The following is a 19871-nucleotide window of genomic DNA, read 5'->3' on the forward strand; positions in this document are numbered from 1 at the left end:
ATTAATTATTTTTATTTTGAATAACTAGATCACGTAGCATTTTTTCATACAAAAAAGGCTTTTTATCAATTTCATAAGATTGATTTTCAATCGTTATTAAACTCCTTTTAGAATTTAAATAATACAAGTTTAAAACTGTGAATCCTTTAGAATCAGAATAACCAGTATGTCCAACTTCTTTATTTATATCATTTAGATAAAGTGCAAAACCATAATGCATCTTTGTATTTCCAAAAACGGAGTGTTTGGTTTCAGAGTAAGGTGTGACCATTTCCTGAAATGACTTTTTCGAAATTAATTTACCACCAAATAAGTTGTTATTCCATATTAATAGATCCTGAACATTTGATATTACTCCTCCTGCCGGAACTTCAGACGGATCAAATGTTATTTTATCAATTTTAGATCGGGTCTCACCTATATAATTATAACTATGTACAAAATTTTGGAAATCTTTTTCAGGAAATATTGTGTTTTTCATTTTACATTCCTGCATTAGTTCAGTAAACAAATTCTTAAATGTTCTTCCTGAAACTTTTTCAATTATTTTACCCAACAATACATAATTTGCATTGTTATACTTAAAAGATGAATTGGGTTTAGAAATTAACGGCTCGTTTAAATCTACAATACCTGATGTGTGATTAAGTAAGTTTTTAACCGTAATATCTGAAGACCATTTTGGGTTTAAACCACTTAAATATTTATTTATTGGGTCATCAAGTGCAATATCTCCTTTTTCGACCAATCTTAATAATAGTACAGCTGTAATTTGTTTGCTAATAGACAAAATTATAAATTGATCATTTTTTTTCAGTGGTATTTTATTCTCAATATCTGAGTAACCAAAACTTTTACAATATTTAACCTTTGTACTATCTGCAATAAGAATTACACCATTAAATTTTCGGCCCTGATTAGAGCTATTAAAAACAGAATCTATTTTATGATCATAATCATACTCCGTATTGTTTTTTCTTTCCTTTGAACAGGAAATCAAAGAAATAAGAATGCAGAGCAATAAAATATATTTTTTTAAAATTGTCATATCTTTTTTATTATTAGATTAATTGTTTTATTATGTTTATCAAATGATTTTTATACGACTGAGATAACATTTCGATTTCCTGAACTGTAAAATGAAATTTGTTGAAGTTGATGTAGAGCAACAACTTGCCTTCGTTTATAATTCCGGTAAAATTAAGAATGTCGCTACACTCACTTTTTTCAGAAGCGTCCTGATAAGTAAATTCTATCCCTTTAAAAACACTATTATTTAAATTGTTTCTGATACTTGACGTAAAATCTCCTAAATAATTAAATGTAATTTCCGGAGTAACATTTAAGTCTTCATTTTTTAAATATTTCAAAATTCCATACCCAATACCTTTGTTTGGAATAGTATTGAGATTATTTTTAATTTCAAGTAAAGTTGCTATAACATCCTTATTATTCTCTTTTAAGTCAATATGGACTGGAAACATTGAGGTAAACCAACCTATGGTTCTTGAAATGTCTAAATCATAACCTATATTTTCTCTGCCATGTCCTTCTAAATTCACTAAAATTTGCTTGAATCCAAATCTTTCATTTACCGCTAAAGCAAGAGCTGTGATTAATATTTCATTAATTTCTGTTTGATGCTTTTTATAACACTTAGTAATTAAATCTTGTGTTTTATCCTCCTCCAGAATTATCAGATGTTTTTCTCTTTCTGCTATTGTATTTGCAGCACGAAAATTAATCTGTAATTTTTCAAAAGGCTTTTTGTTGATTTTGTGCCAATAGACACTCTCTCCTATAAGACTAAATTTATTTGAATACTCGATAAGTTTTCCTTGCCATTCTTTTAGTGAACTTCCTTTTTGAGACATTTCAAAATGGGTATCATATAAAAATTTATTATACAAATTAGATAGATCTTCCGCAAGAATTCTAAACGAAACACCATCAACTAATAAATGATGTACAATAAATAAAAGTCTATCCTGCTTTTCTTTTTTCAGTAAACAAACTTGTATCAAAGGCCCATTTTCAATATTGAGTTGTTTGCTTAAAGCTCTGTTTTTCTCGATAAAATCATTTTCATCCAGATAAAAGTCAGTAGAAAAACGATATACATTTTCTAAAGTTCCGTAATACTGTGTCCATTCATTATCAACTTTTTTAAACTTAATTCTTAAGGTATCGTGATATTGAATTAACTCTTTAATTGCTTTTTTAATACTCTCTACTTGTATTTCATGAGCATCTAAAACAATAGATTGATTGTAATGGTTGTAATCCCCTTTCTTTTTTTCAAAAAATAATTTCTGAATTGGCGAAAGCGGTACATCTCCGGAAAAAATATCCTCCTTGTTCTGGTTTGTCTTTTTTAATTTTACCTTTTCTGAAAAATCTTTTACTACAGGATTCTTTATAATTTCGCCCAGGCTAAGTAAATAACCACTCTGGCTCAATCTTGAAACTACTTGTATTGATTTTATAGAATCTCCTCCCAATTCAAAGAAATTATCGTTTATAGATATGGGTTTTCTATTAAAAATCTCTTCAAGTATTACTATGATTCTTCTTTGCAAATCATTTTCAGGACTGATAAATATAGAATTGTTTTTTTGCAAATCTACACTTGGCAACTTCTTTCTATCTACTTTGCCATTTGATGTCACCGGTATGTTATCAATCTCTACAATAATAGCAGGCATCATATGCATTGGAAGGTTTTTCTTCAGACTTTCCTTGAATTTCTGCTCATTATAGCCATCTTTTATCACTATATATGCTACCAGTATTTTATCTGAATTTAAATTATCAATGATAGTAACACTACATTCCTTAATATAATCTTGGTGAATAATTGTTGCTTCAATTTCACTTAATTCAACTCTGTATCCCTGAATTTTTATCTGATTATCGAATCTTGATCCAAATTCAATTTCCCCGTTCAAATTCATTCTTACAAGATCACCTGTCTTGTATAATTGGTCGTCGTCTTGAAATGGGCTTTTTATGCGCTTTTCATTTGTTAAAGAAGGCTGGTTTAAATAACCACGAAAAACTCCTTTTCCTCCTATTAACAGTTCGCCCCAGATCCCTTTTGGACATAAGTTTAAATTTTCATCCACTACATAAATCTTCGTATTTGAAAAAGGTTTACCAATTGGCACATTTTTCCCCATAAGATCATCTTTTACTTCATGCAGCAATTTTCCTATTGTGGTCTCTGTTGGTCCATAATGATTAATAATACGTATTGACGGTTTTACCTTTTTTATTTTATTTATGATGCTGCTTGACAATTCTTCACCTCCAAAAATTATCATACTTTGAGGCAATAGTAAATTATTATCATACTCCAATGATTTCCAATAAGTAGAAACTATTTTAATACAGTCGATCTCATGTTTTGCAAAATAATCGTGTATGTACATGGAATCGCGTAATTTTTCTTTTGAAAATAGGTGTAGCGTATTTCCATAAATTAACGAACTATACAGTACTGTGTTTCCTAAATCTGTTGACAAAGTTGACATTAGGCAATTAATTTTGTTTTTCCCGATGCTAATCTTATCGTTCAATCCAATAAAATAATCAGAAAGATTCTCATGGCTTATCATAACACCTTTAGGATTTCCAGTAGTTCCTGAAGTATAAATTATATAAGCCAAATCAACAGGATCTACAATATTAGTAGTTTGTGTATGCTGCATTTGATTCCAATCTTCATTTCTGTCATCCAAACATATTATCTCAATATCTTTATTGGCAAAAACTACTGAATCAACCTGGTTGCTTACTACAAATTTAGCTTTTGTATCCTTTATAATATAAGATATCCTATCCTCAGGAATATCAGAATCAAGTGGTATATATATTCCGCCTGATTTCATTATTCCTAATATTCCTATTATGGATTTATCCATAGTTGTATTAAAACATAGCAATACATTGGGATATTTTTCAATTCCCTCGCTGATCAAATAATGAGCTAACTGATTTGACTTTTCATCTAATTCTTTATAAGTCAAACTTATTCCATCAGAAACTACTGCTATATTATCAGGATAATTTTGTACCTGTTTTTTGAAAAGGTCAAGAATTGTGTAATTTTCTGTTTCTTCTTTAACACTAGGATTGAAGGATAGTAATTCATGCTTTTCCTGTTCCGTGATACATTCAATTTTTTTTATTACTAGGCTATCATCGGCAATAATACTAGTCACAATTTTTTCAAAATGACCAAATATTCTATTTATAATTTCATATTCATAGATATCAGCATTGTATTCAATTATCAGATCCAACTTTTCAGTTTCAATGAAACTAAAAGAAATATCCCAGATATGTTTTTTTAAATCAGGCTCCGACCATTTATTATCAATTATCCGATCTTCTCTTAGTACTTCTTTATCATTTAAAACAACCAATACATTAAAAAGCCCGGAATGGTGACTGCCTTTATTCAATTGATTTCTTAGTTCATCAAAAGGATATTCCTGATGCTCAAACGCATTCGACAACACTTTTTTTTGGAATTGTAAAAATTCCAGAAATGTGCTTTCTTTATCAATCTGAGTTCTAATAGCCAATATATTCATGTGCATATTAGAGTGATTCTCTAAACCAAAATGATCTCTTCCTCCTACAGTTGTTCCCGTTATAATATCGTCCTGCTTTGTGTATTTGTAAAGCAAAACATTTACCGCTGCCATTAACATTGTAATCAAGGTCGTTTGCTGCTCTTGAGAAAATTTCTTTACTTTTTTCAGAAAATCATTTGTAAAACTATGAGTAACCGAATCTCCAGTAAATGTTTGAATTAAGGGACGCGTTTTGAAACTGGGTAAATCTAATATTGGAATTTCTCCTTTGAACTGATTCAGCCAATACTCTTCAGAAGCTTGATATCTTTCTTTACCTATGAAAGATATCAGCTCTTCTTTTCTATCTTGTTTAAGATTTTTATCAATGGAATATAAATCTTTCATATTTTGAGAAATTGAATATTTTTATTATTGTTTAAGCTTTAATTTGTGTTAATCGCAATGGTTTAGTAACATAATAAACTAACCATAAGTGACTTGAAAAACACTTACAAATACTTAGCATTATTTTATTTTCTTTCCGTTAAACAGATCTTTAAAATGTTTTATAAAGTTTCATATAAATCAATTTTTTCTTTTCTCTCGTAAAGTTTGTGATTACACCAAAAATAATTGACACTTTCCCATTCCATTACACTCTTTAAATCAGGAAAAAATCCTTTACCTCTAAAGTTTGCACTGGTATTGCACAGTAATGGAATTCCGCTTATATCCTTATAGTGCGACAATAATTCGTAAATCACATTATTTTCATTTTCATTCACCGTTTGTAATCTGGCACTTCCGTCCAGATGAACAATGGCTGGAACTTTACTATCCCATTCTTCTTTTACTGTGTGTTCAAAAAGCATAAATGGATCTGGATTTCCAGGAAAGAATACTTCTGGTGCATCATTTTCCAAACAAATTGGAGCTACAGGTCTGTAAAATTCTCGTCCTTTTACTTTATTAAGCAAACTTTTCATTTTAATGTTTGTAGCAGGCGAAATAATACTTCTATTCCCTAATGATCTTGGACCTAACTCTGCACGACCATTAAGAACTACAACAGGTTCGTCTTTTTCATGTAAAAGTGCAGCAAGTTCTTTAATCGAAAATGGCTTGGTTAAATACGTATCACTTTCCTCAATATTTTCAATAATTGCGGGACCACTATAAACATTCCAGTCCAGAATAGTTGTATCACTTTTATCGACCATAGCACAACACGCAACCCCTATTGCACTTCCAGAATCGTTAGGAAAAGGCGGTACCCACATTGTGTCAAAAATCTCAGCATTACGTAATTTACTGTTCCATTTTATACTTAAAGCGCATCCTCCTACAAAACAAAAATTTGATCTTGAATAAGGAAGATTACCTACTATAATTTTTAATCTTTCGATTAAAAGATTTTCAAGAAAAATATGAAAAGTGCACAATACATCTTCATTACTTAATCCCATTGAATCACATAATTGTTTAGATTGACTAATGAATTGTTGTGTAATCCAATTGACATTTTTAATATTTATTACACCATTTATGTCTGCCTCTAATTCATTATAGATTCTGAAAAAATGCTGTAATAATTCTTCGTTTTTATTTCCCAGCGCGATATATGCCATCAATTTCCCTGAAATAGAGTAATCTTTTTTGTTTTCGCTAAATGGACTAAATTCATAAGCAAATTCTGGATAAACACCGCCAAACATTAAAAAAACAGGTCCATAGTTTACTACCTTTTTTTCCTTTGCCTCATAATAAAATAGTTGAGGAACCATTCCACCATCCCATGATAATATATATGAGTTTTCATTGTTTTTTGCATATGGACTTGAACAGTAAGCACCAAAAATATGCCCTGAAACATGCATATAACTAGAATAAGATAAATTTAAGGCATCAATTTTGGCATCATGAGATTGCAAAACATTATCAGTTTCTGACAATAAAACACCATATTTGGATAATTTTAAATCAATAAAGAAATCTTTTGACAATTCAAGATCTTTTAAAAGTGTCACCTCATCTTCTTGCTCTGACTTTAATACTTCTTGTTTATCATTTCTCCATCCATCGATAGCGATCTTGTCTAAAGTTGCAAAACTGTAGTTATATTTATTTAATATAGATTCAACCTCTTCAAAAGTTAGATTAAAATCGGCTAACCTAAAATTGTTGTTTAATTTTTCCATTTCATATGAAAAAATTAATTTTCCATTATCAATTAATGCAATTGCTCCGTCATGACTTGATTTTATTCCTAGTATTTTCATTGTTTTTTTTAATTTATCTTTTTATTTATTTTAAATATAATACAGATGTGTATTAATCTTTATTCGCCCGTAATCTTTAAAGCATAAGGAACATTATAAGCTTGGGATCCATTTTCTAACTGGCTCAACAACCATAATCTGTTCTGAGAAGAAGTTAATGGATAAAACTTTTCTTTGGTTGCTTTCTGGATCGAAAAAATATCTTCATCAATTAATTCAATTTCATTCTTTAATAATATTGGAATAAGTTCTTCTTTAATACTTAAGATGAGCTCTTTGTCTGTTGCAGTCAGGTTTTCGATCTTACCTTTTAACTTCAAATTATTCTTTGAGGCATCTAAAGATACATTGCTCCCTCTTTCATTTAAAGAAAGTAATAAATCAGTAATTTTATTATTAAATTTTGGCATAATATCTTTTATTATCTATAAAATCATTTCCTGAATTTCATTTGATTGATTCTCTGTATTCATTACTTCAAGTCCATTTTTTATTATAAAACCTGACAAACTTTCTACAGTACTGTTATCAAAAAAATCGTTCAAATTAACTTCTATTTTATGATTGTAATACATTCTTGAAAGTACATGGGTTGCCTTTAAAGAGTTACCGCCCAGATCAAAGAAATCATCATCAAGACCTATCTCATTTGTATTTAAGACTTCTGAAAAAATGTTCAATAAGATAGTCTCAATAGAGTTTGTAGATCCTACTGTAATAAGAGTTGCTTTATTGAATTTTGTATAATCTAATAATCTTAATGTTTTATAAATATTAGAATGCTGATCAGAATTCTTGTTTCTTATTACATTATCATCCCAAATCCATCCAACACTATCAGAAGTTAGAGTTTCAGATTTTTTAATATTATAATCTTCAACCTTCAAATGATTACTTAGCAAGGCATTTGGACTTTCGTAAGGTTTATTTATAGATACATTTATAGTTGTATTTTTTCTTTCCCAATGTTCTAATTCCAAATCAAAATTGGTATTTTCTGGAAGATTTAGTGTGTCCAAAAACTTTTTGAATGCCGAATTTTTACCAGTTTCTTTAAATACGAATTTTAAATTTTTAGATTTCTCAAAATACAAATCCTTTATTATTGATAAGATTTCATATTCAACACCTTTACCTAAAACTCTACAGCTTAAGAAGAAATTTGTAATTGTTAAATCTCCCTGGTCTTCTTTTAAGATAAGACAGCCAACGATACCATAATCACCAAATAAATCTTTTAAAGTAATAGAATATCCTTTATATCCTCGAGCCATCATATTACGCAAATCGGAATCCTCTAGAATTACTCCGTTCATGTTGAACTGATTGGTTCGTTTAGAAAGCTGAACCATCCTTTTCAGACTACTCTCATCAATTTCATTAAAATATAGCTGTAGATTTAATTTGGATAAAAAATCAATGTTTTGATCCTTGCTTTTTTCTGCATATTTGTTTCTTTCCTTTTCTGAAAGGTACATTTCGTTTCTAAGTTTGTCCTCATATGTGATATCAAACTTGTCCAAAGAAATAATACTGTTAAAAAAACCAGCAATATGCGATTCATTTTCAGGAAGCTGCAATGTCAATACTTCAGGGTTTCCTACAATCATAGTATGGCACTCCATCACATTATCATCAATAAAAATGAAATTATTTAAAGATAGATTCAACTCAGTTGCGATTTCCTTTATATTAAGATCCTTTTCATTCCAGTTAATTCTGGAAGAAATAATATGATTTTCTTTTAGAAGCATATCAGGATGATTTTGAAAGATATTCCAAACGTCCTCCTCATTATTTTTACTCAAAAGCACTATCAAAAATCCTTCTTCATGCTTTTTTAAGATAAACTCCTGCAAATATTTATGCCCTGCTGTTATTTTTATGTCTTCTATAGTATCTTCTCCACAAACTCCTGCCCATAAAGTATTATCACAGTCTAAAGCAATAACTTTTGACAGGATTGTCGATTTATTTAGGATTGCGCGAGTGATATAAGACGCTATTGAATAATAGAATTCTTCTTTATAAGGAATATTTGCATTTTTATTTCTGTAATTATCAAAAATAGGGACCCACGGAAAAATTTCAGAAAAATTCAATAAATTAATCAACGTAACATTATCTTTCCCTTTAGAAAAGTGCGTCAATTTATTGTAATAGCTAATTAATTGTTCATTTGTATCTTCGTTATATTGATCATGAGCAACAGGAAGAATAAATAGCAATACCTTTTGATCTTTAGAAACTCTTACCAATGATTCTTCTAATTTACTATATACCAAGGGTAAAGAATTGGTATTATTTTGATCAATGTAATCCTCAAAACGATTAAATACAACAATTAAATCATTATGCACTGAAGAGCGATGAATTTCATCCAGCCCTTGTAAAACCTGATTGTAATCAAAAAAAGAAATAGTATCGTTTATACTAAACTCCTTAAACCAAAAATCTAAATGCTCGCTTAGCGGGTTACTAACAAAAGATGAAAATATTTGTATTGACTTTTGAGAATTTTTAGGTTTGGATTTTTCTAAATTTTTAATTGGATTTTTTAAATCAGTTACAGAATTTAAAGTCATAGATTCAAAATCATTCAGCATGTTTTCCATCGAATCATTTCTGAAAAGATTAGAATTATATTCTAAAACGATGATAATTTCATCTTTTCCAATAGTTACGTCCAATTTAAAATCTAATTTAGACGAATCTCTCTCTGTTGTATCAATATACCTTGTAATTTCTGTATCATCTGATAACATTACTTTTGAGTCCTGATCTTCTTCATTATGAAATACAATCATGGTATCAAAAATCGAGTTTCTGGAATAATCGGTCTGTTTATTAAATTTTTCAATCATTAAATCGAAAGGATAGTCCTGATTTTCATAAACTTGTAAAATATCCTTATGCAATTCCTCTAAATATTCTTTTACAGTATAATTATTATTAACATTAATTTTTAATGGCAGATAGTTAATAAACACACCTATAATTTGCTCTAAATCAACATGGTTTCTTCCTGATACAATTGTTCCGATAATAAACTCATCCTGTTTGGCATACAAATGAATTAATAAACCATAAATACCAATAAAATAATCGTTTACATTGATATTGTTCAACTCTAATTTTTTCTTCAGATTGTTAAATTTCTCTCCATTTATGATTGCCTGAATGCTATTACCTGCATAAGTCATCCTTTTGGGTCTTGAAAAATCTAATGGAAAATTAAGAGGCTCTGTTTCTGAAATAAAGAAATTTTGCCAGAATTCCTCTTGTTTTTTACAGTTTTTTTCATGCCAATACACAAAATCTTTATATTGTACTTTCAATAAAGGAAGATTGTCTTTTTCGTTTTTTAGAATGGAATTGTAAAAAACAGGTATTTCACGATTAATAATTGTTCTCGACCACCCATCACTGATTATATGATGTAGAGTTAATAATAATATATATTCTTCGGCATTGATTTCAATGAGTTTCGCTCTTATGGCGATTTCATTTTCTAAATTAAAAGATTTTGAATTTTCTTCCAGAATTGCACTATCAATATTTCCAACATTCTTTAATACCTCAATTGAAAAATTTAATTCTTCAATAGGTAAGACATACTGCCTTAATTCGCCACTTTTGAATTTAAACAAGGTTCTGAGTGTTTCGTGGCGTTCAATCATTTTTAAGAAAGACTTCGCAAGTACATCTACATCAATATTTCCATCTATTTTAAATCTCAATGGCACATTATATAGATTTCTGGTTGCTTTTCTTTGTGATGCCAGCCAAAATCTTTTTTGAGCGTTGGAAACGCTATAATTTTCCTGAATTGAAATAGTTTCTATCTCATGAAAAACAGTTTCATTTTCTACATTCAATAATGAAGAAAATTCCTTAGGAGTTGGAAATTCATATATTTCCTTTAAACTTAATCGTATATTAAATTCTTTATGAACCCTGTTTAAAAATTGAATCCCTTTTAGGCTGTGACCTCCTAAAGCAAAAAAATTATCATGCAAATTTATCTCTTCTACTTGCAGTATTTCCTTCCAAAAAGAGATTATTTTCTCTTCTGTAGAATTGCTCACATACTGTTTATCATCTTTGACAGTTGCTTTTAATGGTAAATTTTTATAGTCAATTTTATTATTAGCCGTAATAGGAATTTTGTTCAACTGAATAATCGTTGAAGGAATCATATACTCTGGTAAGTGATTTATCAGATATTTTTTTATAACGATTTCATCTATGGAATCTTTTGATATTACATAAGCTATAATCTCTACATCATTATTTTCTTGACTTGTTACAACTACTGCCTGGTCAATATCAGGAATATTTTCCAATACATTTTTGACCTCATCTAGCTCAACTCTATATCCCCTGATTTTTACCTGATTATCATTTCTTCCTAAAAATAATATATCTCCGCTTAAAAATTTAATTCCTAAATCTCCCGTTGCATAAATTCTACCATATATATGATGTTCAATGAATTTTGTATGAGTCAAATCTACCTGATTAAGATAACCATGCGCTAATCCAGATCCTCCGATATGTATCTCTCCAATTACACCAAACTCGACTTCTCTGCCTTTTTTATCTAAAATTAGCCCAAAATTGTTTGAAATAGGTTTACCTATTACCGGCCTGGCCTTATATTGCTCAATTTTTGTTGAGTCTATTTTATGGGCTATACAACCAATAGTTGTTTCAGTTGGTCCATAATGATTGATAAACTGAATTCCGGAATTATTATAAGTAAATGAAATAATGTCCTTTGTATTTATTTTTTCTCCACCTAAAAGAACTAATTTAAGCTTCGAATCTCCTACTTTTGAAACATTAAATGAGTTACTTAAAACGTTAAAATAGGAAGGTGTCGTTTTAATATACGTAATTCCATTATCTGTAATATAATTTATAATCGAATCCGTTTGATAAATTAACTCTCTGTCAACAAAATGCAGTGTACCACCAGTCAATATCGTACCCCATATAGTAGTGTATCCAAGATCAAAAGCATACGACGATAGTAGTACTGAAGCGTCTGTTTCGTTAATTCCAAAATCAGTACCTAACCACTTCACATAATTTACCAATGAGCTGTCTTTAATACAAACTCCCTTAGATTTTCCGGTAGTTCCGGATGTGTATATGATGTAACCTATGTCTTCCGAAGACCTATTTGGAAGATGGCAATCATACTTCCCTAATTCATTAGAGTCAATTGTATCTAAAAAAATGGGAACACTGTTTTCAATATTTTCAAACAGATAGCTAAATTTCTCTATACTTAATATATGTTTTATCCCTGAGTCTGAAACAATATGATTTATCCTGTTACTGTTGTCATTTGGGTCAATTGGTATAAATGCTGATCCGAGTTTTAAAATGGAAAGCATTGAAATCATTAGATTATGATTCGGATCACATAAAACACCAATTTTAGAATTATTTTCAACTCCCTTTTCCGATAAATAAACAGCCAACAATGTAGAATTTATGTCTAATTCCTTATAAGTCAAAGAATTATAATCCGCTGTTATTGCACATTTATCTGCATGATTTTTTACCTGATAGTCAAATAAATCTAATATAGATTCTTTTGTATCAATTATATTTTTTGGTATTTCTCCATACTGATGGTAAATAATATCATTTATTTGCCCTTGGTCAAGATTATCTGTAATTTGAATACAATAGCTTTCCCATAAATCTAATATGTATTTTACCTCTTCCAACTGAAATACATTTTCGTCAAAAAACAAGACAATTTTAATATTATCGTCAGAATTATGTATCTGAATCCTGAGTTTTAAAGGCTGGTCATAAATCGATACTTCGTTTAATTTAAGTTCACCAGATTTACAAAACAGCTTATAATCAATATATTCAAATTGATACGTTAAAAAATCAGAAGTATATTCATAGTATTCCTTATCAATTGACAGGTATTCTTTGTGTGTATTTATAGTATTTAATTCCTTTTCAACATTCTTAAGGTATTCAGAAATTGACAGACTATTTTCAGTCGGAAGCAGCCTAAAAGGAATATTAAGTGAAAATGCTCCTAAATTACCATATAATTGTTCGAAACTTCTACCATTATGAATATATCCTAAAGTACCAGGTTCGTCTTTTTCATTTGACAAACGCGATAATGTATAATACCATGCCGATAAAAAACATAACTCTTTGTCTAAATGATTGGCATCTAATTTCAAGATTAATTCTTTATTAATAATCTTAGAAACTTGTGAAACATTAGTATTTTTAGCAACAGTTTCAAAATTAACTTTTAACCTTTTACTGTTTTTAATCTTAGCATTCCAGTAGTTTTTACTTTCTGCTCCATCATCAGACAATAACAATTGATTTTTCCACTCCGCGAATTGTAAATAATTAATAGATAATTCTTCTTCAGTATTACCATTAGCATAATGCATCGACTTATCGGCTATTGACAATAAACTCCACAAGTCCGAATAAAAAGCTGGAGATTCTAAAATAAGTTCTGATATATTTTCATCTATCTTTAATATCGTTACTTTCAGATTTACTTCTTCACAAGGCAAATCTTTTTGATTTTCTTTATTCTTTACAGATTCATCCGTTTCTTGTCTTATCAGGAACCTGTTTTTTTCGCCAAGTCTTATACAGGCTGTATTTTCCTCTTTTAAGATAGATACATCCATTTTAAGCATTATTTCATCCTTCACGATAGAAGTTAGACTTAAAATAAAATTATCTATACTACTATTTTTAATCTCAAGTACAATTCTGTTTAGTAGGTTATTGCTCTTTAAGCTATTAAAATGAATAAAATTTTGTTGAGGGGATAAACTGTAATAACTATTTTTTTCTAAAGACATGGTACTATTAATTATTTTTGGTGGTATTTGTTATATCATTCATTTGATTTTTTTCAATAATTATCAATAGAATCTTCTTCGGACATTGAAACCAGTATGCTTCTCTCGCCCTGATAAGGATCACGCCCATGTGTAAAATGAACATTATCAATCATAATAAAATTTCCTTCTTCCCAGTCAAATCGAAACATTGCTTTTTCATAAGCTTCTCGGATCTCATTTAAATCCTTTAGTTCAATTTCAGAACCATCTGCGTAATATGTATTTCTAGGTAAATTCTCCAGACCGTAAGTTTCAATTAAATATTGTGAGATTTCCTCGTTTAAATTAGAATAGTGAAATAAATGGGCCTGATTAAACCAATTTTTATCATTGCCATCTCTATCATTAAGTATAGCCTGAGAAATTTGAAAAATCCTCAGTTTATTGCCTTCCCCCCATTGTAATTTTATATTCTTTTTTTCACAATATTGCTCTACTTCACTCTTTACAGATGTATCAAAAAAAACTTCCCAATTAATATCCATTTCATCGCTAAAATTTCTCACATACATTACACCACCCTTTGACTCAAATTTTTTTGTAATTTCATCAGGAATTAGTTTATAAACCGAACGGCTATCCGCTATGGGTGTGTGCCCACCTAATACGGAAGGCTTTTCACAATAGAAGAATACTTTTTTAGGCCAAAAATCAGAATAAGAATGCTCATTATGCTGGGCTATTTTTTGTTCCTTTGGATATTCTGTAGAAGTATATATTTCATCCGTCACTTTTGTTCTTGGTGTAGAAGGCTCCGTGTAATTTAATGGTTTTCCTTGTGATGTAATAGTAACAATTTCCGAAAAATCTATTTTTTGGGTTAAAGCAGAAAAACCTTTAAATAGCAAAATCCTGTCTTTCTCAAAAAGTGCATTTACAAAGTTTATATTAGTTTGAATCCATTCTTTCAAACCCAATTGTTGATTTTTTGAAGTGATTAATCTAATTTTTGTATAATCATTCCCTATAATATCTAAATTTACATCTTCAGGCACATCCTTCATCGAGTTTGTTTTTTCGGATTCTGATTTTAATATATCTTGAAAATTATTTCTCATAGTAAATTTCATTTACGCTTTCCTATTTTTTTTATTTGAAAAAGAAAATTTTATTCTTATTTTTAGTAAAACTCAGAAGATTTAATAAAAGCACTATTATTGCTAATATCCACTTCTCTAAAAACACTAAATCAATTACATAAAAACCAACCAAATACAATAATTCAAATAAAAAAAACCTTTCTCTATCGTCTATAGTTTCTTAAAAAAATCCTGATACCACAAACACTTCTAGATAATTCTAAAAAGATAAATTCGGAAAAGCGATTATTTTTTTAAGAAAGTGAAAGAGCAAATGTTTCCACCTGCAAATGCAATAATTGTGTATGTTTTTCTATATATTCTGAGTTCTAGTTCGTAAAAATTAATCTTAAATTATAAAATTGACATAACTGATAGTCCTATTTTACAACTCTACATTTGTTGGTTTTTCCTTCACGAAAATAGCAGTATCATGTAGCTAAAAATTACGGGTTTTAAGTGTAAAAATTACGGAATTAGAATCCTGAAGATAAAACCATTTAAAATCGTAATTAATAGTAATATCTTTCTTTAAAAGAAGAAAGAGGAAAGAGGAAAGAAAGAAGGAGAAGAAGAAAAAGGAAAGAGGAAAGAAAAAAGAAGGAAGGAATAACCTAAAAGAAAATCTTAAATTATTAAGATCCCGATTTAAAAATGAAGTATAACTTTAATTCTGGTTCCTATCCCAATTTTAGATTCTATATGAAATTCTCCTTTAAGAGAATTCACACGCTCTTTTATATTGGTTAAACCTATACCTTTTCTTTTACTTTTAACATCAAAACCCTGTCCGTCATCAACAATAAAGATTATTAAGGAAGTATCATTAAACTTTTGAACACTTATTTCACAGTTTTTAGCATTTGCATATTTGTTAACATTCAAAATAGCTTCCTGAATTATACGATATAAATTTATTTTATATATATTTTGAATGCTTGACCAATCAAACATTCCATCATTTAGGTACTCAAACTGGGTATTGCTTATCTCTTTTTGATTTCCAATTAAATTTAATAGCAAAACATTAAAATCGCTATCTTCCAAAAAAGAACTTCGACTCAAATCATGTGAAATAGTTCTAATCTCATTTTCAATATTTTGTAATTCAAAAATATATTCTTTCCTTTTTTCAATTATTTCCTTGTCACTTTTAGAATTAAAGAAACCTAAATTCATTCGAACACCATAAATTTTATTCATTATGCCATCATGCAATTCTTTTGCTATTTTAGCTTTTTCATCCTCTTTTGCATCTTTTATTTTTTCATTTTGCTCAGTCAGCAGCAGATGTATTTCTTCATTAGCTTTTTGCTGTTTTTTTAAAAACTCTAACTCTTTATTTTTATATTTTAAATATCTTAAAACAATAATTATTATCAATAATAAAATCAACCCAAATGAAATAATTAAAATATAAAAGTTGTTGTTTGTCAAAATTTTATTTTCATCCTCGATTCTTGAGGTTTCATATTCAATTCTGGCATACTTATTATGAGCATTTTTTTGAACCGTATTGATACTATCGCTTAATTTTATATATTCATTTGCATAAAACAATCTCTGTTTTTTATCTAATTTAGAGAGAAACTTTAATGATGTTAAAATTTCATTACCATTCTTAATTTCAACAGCTAATTGATTGGCTTCTTTTAAAATCCGAATTGCTTTTGTAGTATCTTTCTGAGTTAAAAAATACTCCCCAATATGTATCTTTTTATACAAAATATCTGATTCTGTTCCAATACTATCAACAATTTTTAAGGATTCAAAAAACATCGACCCAATATTCTCATAATTCCCGTTTTTCATTTTGGAATATGCCAAATTGCTTAAAACATTAGCGTATAATCTTGGATTACTCTTTTTTAAATCTTCTGACAGCAGACTCTTTAATATTTTAATAGACTTCGGAAATTCACGTTTTAAATCATATAAATTACAGATGTTAATCATAGAAGACACGTAACAATTGTCTATCTCCATATTATCGTTATCTTTAATTTTCATTTTTTCTAGTTCACTTAAAGCTAATTTGTGATAACGTAATGCCTCGTTATAATCAACCAGTTTTTCTAAACAATTACCCATCAAAGTGTTACAAGAAAATATCAAGCGATGATTTGTAGATCTTTTTAAATATGGGAATGCTTTGGCAATTTGAACTTCACATTCTACATAATTTCCATTATAAAATAAAACATAGGCTTTACTAAATAACATTCGACCAACATTATCATAATCATTTATATTGTAGTACAGTTTTTCTGCAAGTAAATAATAAAAGTAGGCACTGTCTTTTTTTTTGTTAAGATAACAATCACCAACATAATAAGATGCTTTTGCCATTCTAACGCTATCGTTTGACTGTTTTGATAGTCGTAATGCATTTAAACTAGCAGATAAAGATTTTTTAAAATTATTAATATAATAATACTCTGTTGCAGTTTTTAAATATAAATTCCTTACAATTGAATCATTTTTTTTTAATTTTAATAAATCTACTATTGAATCCAGATATTTTTCTTTTTTATTTTTATCTAATTTATCTATCAGATTTTTATCTAAAAAAATAGCTGTATTTTTTTCAAAATCAACAGATTCTTTTCTTTTGCATGAAAATAATAGTAGCAGAAATAGAAAAATTATAGTAGCTCGAGTTCTCAAAATTGTAATTATTATTTTAAATTTCAAATATACTATTATGAAACAAGAAGACTATGTAATTCATATATAAATCACATAGTCTATCTTCAAATAATTACAACTTAATTAAGTCTTGGGGGTAGCGGATTACTTGGATCTCCATCTACATTAATTATTTCAACTTTTAAATTTACAGTCGTTGAATCAATTTTTTTTTCATTTAACTTATTTTTCAAGTAAGTATGCGGAACGATTTTTAAATTATTGCTTTTAGCTTCAGGAGCTTCAAAACTTTCATCATTAGAGCATGAATAAGTTAATGAAGAAAGGACTATAAGTCCTGCAATGTATAATTTGTTTCTCATAAAAATTTGTATTTAAGTTGATTTCGGGCAAAAAAACATATTAGATTTGCTTAAATTGTACGGTAAATCCGTAATATTTAATTATCTTTGACATCCCTATTAAAAAAAAATGAAGATTAGCCTTAAGATTTTGATCGTTGATGATCACCCCATGACAGTTGATAGCTATATTAATCTGCTATCTGACACGGATTTTCAAAAAAAACAACCAAGTTTTATAAAGAGCTATAATTGTGAGGATGCATATAATAAAATAAAACTGCAACGAATAGAAAACATAAATATAGATTTTGCCTTATTAGATATTAGCCTGCCTCCTTTTAAAGAGTTTAATATTAATAGTGGTATTGATTTAGCTATAGTTATTAGAGAAAAATTTCCAAATTGCAAAATAGTACTACTTACTATGCATAGTGATCCCTTAACTGTAGATAAAATCATTAAAGAAATAAAACCCGAAGGGTTCATTTCAAAAAGTGATATTAACTTTGAATTGTTCCCAATAATTTGCAAGAAAATTCTTGACGGAGATATATATCATAGTAATACCATCATAGAATCTCAAAGAAGATTATTTAAAAAAAATATAAATTGGGATAAACATGATAATCAAATTTTAACCTTAATTAACCAAGGAGTTAAAACTGTTAACCTTCCTAACTACATTCCTCTTTCAATGAGTTCAATAGAAAAAAGAAAAGCAAACATAAAAGATCAACTTTTAAAAGGAAAAGGGAGTGATAAAGATCTAATTGAAAAAGCTAAAAAATTAGGATTGTTACAAGCAATTGGAGTTGAATCCTTTTTTGGTTCAAAAAGTTAAAAGCATTCTTAAAAATACAAACAAATCATTTATTTTAAAAAAGTTAATCTATTACAAAAAAATCCAACTTGAAATATTGTTGCTTTGAGTTTCATGTCAAAATCATGATACGGGAGTTGCCTATGCCACAAAAAAACTAAGACGGTTTTAAGAAAAAGAAGTGAATGCTTGTTTTTTTTGACAATTGAAAAATTTTACATTGATGATAAAGCGGAAAAAAAATCTTAAATGTTGTTTTTTATTATTCAAATGAAATAAGCCTTAATTAAAAACATCTTTGACCAAGTTATTGCCAACCAATGGAAAGCCATACTCTCCTATGAAGGACTTTTCTCTACAATTTAAAACAAACCTATCTTGCATTAAATCTTATTAAAAAACTGCCATTATCAGTTACTCAGGCCTAAGTTATCAGAGAAAAAATATCACACAGCTTGAAAGAGAACTCAATATAACGCAGGGTTTGCTACATAAATGGCAGCGGGAATATTACAAATATCAAGGTGATTGTTTCCAAGGTAAAGGAAAATACAAAGTTAAGTTGCAAAGTACAACAAGTACCGGGCAATCTAAAACAAATATAAAATTAAAGTCTCGTTTTTTCGACTCAGCTTTTAAAGAAAGCGCAGTCCTGATAAGGTTATCAAAGAAACAATATTTCAGAGCTCGACAGGGAACTAAAAATACCATCAAGGTTTCTCCATTATTGGCGATATACCTATGAAAAATTTGGTGCAGGATGCTTCTGTGGAAAAGGCAGTATTCAGAACTTTGAAAAAAACTGCTCTGCAAAATGTATCTGCAAAGTTCTAGGCATTGCACAGCGCTCATACAGCAGATGGAAAAATCATTACGTCTCTGAAAGAAAAAAAAGAAAACTAGAACTCCTTCAGGTGATAACAACATTATTTATCACTAAAAAAAAGCGATATGGCTCTAAGAGAATAACTGTTGAACTTCGAAAGCGCGGTTATATTTTATCAATCTCAACTACAGCCAGATATATGAAGGAATTAGGTCTTTTCGCATCAATTAAAAAACCATGAGTATTAAACATTGGTTAAATCAAAGTATTAAAGTCTTTCGATTTATCATTAAAATTACTTATTTTTGATTTTGAAAACATGAATTATAGCTCTCATTTAAATAAGTTATCCTTTTTAAATTGTTAATAATTGA

Annotated in this window: 10 protein-coding genes; 2 read left to right on the plus strand and 8 right to left on the minus strand. The window is 28.7% G+C overall.

The window, feature by feature from the left end; translation table 11 throughout:
* Position 1 precedes the first annotated feature (1 nt).
* From ACEN92_RS04320 to ACEN92_RS04355, 8 genes are all read right to left on the minus strand, one after another.
* Positions 2–1048 (minus strand): serine hydrolase domain-containing protein, encoded by a 1047-nt coding sequence (locus ACEN92_RS04320; protein ID WP_495641142.1) that lies wholly within the window; start codon positions 1046–1048, stop codon positions 2–4.
* 13 nt (positions 1049–1061) lie between these two features.
* Positions 1062–4988 (minus strand): amino acid adenylation domain-containing protein, encoded by a 3927-nt coding sequence (locus ACEN92_RS04325; RefSeq protein WP_495641143.1) that lies wholly within the window; start codon positions 4986–4988, stop codon positions 1062–1064.
* A 161-nt stretch (positions 4989–5149) separates the two neighbouring features.
* Positions 5150–6862 carry a carbamoyltransferase N-terminal domain-containing protein gene (locus tag ACEN92_RS04330; protein ID WP_495641144.1) on the minus strand — a complete coding sequence of 571 codons (1713 nt, stop codon included), beginning with the start codon at positions 6860–6862 and terminating at the stop codon, positions 5150–5152.
* Positions 6863–6921: 59 nt separating this feature from the next.
* Positions 6922–7272: a hypothetical protein gene (locus ACEN92_RS04335; RefSeq protein ID WP_495641145.1), complete on the minus strand. Its 351-nt coding sequence runs from the start codon at positions 7270–7272 to the stop codon at positions 6922–6924.
* A 15-nt stretch (positions 7273–7287) separates the two neighbouring features.
* A complete protein-coding gene (locus ACEN92_RS04340) occupies positions 7288–13560 on the minus strand; it encodes an amino acid adenylation domain-containing protein (RefSeq protein WP_495641146.1) in 6273 nt (2090 codons plus the stop codon).
* A gap of 230 nt (positions 13561–13790) precedes the next feature.
* Complete coding sequence (locus ACEN92_RS04345; RefSeq protein WP_495641147.1) at positions 13791–14837, minus strand: TauD/TfdA family dioxygenase; 1047 nt, start codon at positions 14835–14837, stop codon at positions 13791–13793.
* 669 nt (positions 14838–15506) lie between these two features.
* Entirely contained in the window at positions 15507–17552 is a 2046-nt protein-coding gene (locus tag ACEN92_RS04350) for a sensor histidine kinase (RefSeq protein ID WP_495641148.1), read from the minus strand.
* Between the two features lie 74 nt (positions 17553–17626).
* Positions 17627–17869: a hypothetical protein gene (locus tag ACEN92_RS04355; protein ID WP_495641149.1), complete on the minus strand. Its 243-nt coding sequence runs from the start codon at positions 17867–17869 to the stop codon at positions 17627–17629.
* A 109-nt stretch (positions 17870–17978) separates the two neighbouring features.
* Between ACEN92_RS04355 and ACEN92_RS04360 the strand changes: the two genes are divergently transcribed.
* Both ACEN92_RS04360 and ACEN92_RS04365 read left to right on the plus strand, forming a co-directional pair.
* Complete coding sequence (locus ACEN92_RS04360; protein WP_495641150.1) at positions 17979–18692, plus strand: response regulator; 714 nt, start codon at positions 17979–17981, stop codon at positions 18690–18692.
* An 815-nt stretch (positions 18693–19507) separates the two neighbouring features.
* Positions 19508–19738, plus strand: a complete 231-nt coding sequence (locus ACEN92_RS04365; protein ID WP_495642327.1) for an IS3 family transposase — start codon at positions 19508–19510, stop codon at positions 19736–19738.
* The last annotated feature ends 133 nt before the right edge of the window (positions 19739–19871 follow it).

It is taken from the genome of Flavobacterium sp. Flavsp81 (assembly GCF_059491325.1).

Coding starts and splice junctions, on each gene's coding strand:
- ACEN92_RS04320 (WP_495641142.1), bottom strand. CDS start 1,048: ATGACAATTTTAAAAAAATATATTTTATTGCTCTGCATTCTTATTTCT.
- ACEN92_RS04355 (WP_495641149.1), bottom strand. CDS start 17,869: ATGAGAAACAAATTATACATTGCAGGACTTATAGTCCTTTCTTCATTA.
- ACEN92_RS04330 (WP_495641144.1), bottom strand. CDS start 6,862: ATGAAAATACTAGGAATAAAATCAAGTCATGACGGAGCAATTGCATTA.
- ACEN92_RS04345 (WP_495641147.1), bottom strand. CDS start 14,837: ATGAGAAATAATTTTCAAGATATATTAAAATCAGAATCCGAAAAAACA.
- ACEN92_RS04360 (WP_495641150.1), top strand. CDS start 17,979: ATGAAGATTAGCCTTAAGATTTTGATCGTTGATGATCACCCCATGACA.
- ACEN92_RS04325 (WP_495641143.1), bottom strand. CDS start 4,988: ATGAAAGATTTATATTCCATTGATAAAAATCTTAAACAAGATAGAAAA.
- ACEN92_RS04340 (WP_495641146.1), bottom strand. CDS start 13,560: ATGGATGTATCTATCTTAAAAGAGGAAAATACAGCCTGTATAAGACTT.
- ACEN92_RS04335 (WP_495641145.1), bottom strand. CDS start 7,272: ATGCCAAAATTTAATAATAAAATTACTGATTTATTACTTTCTTTAAAT.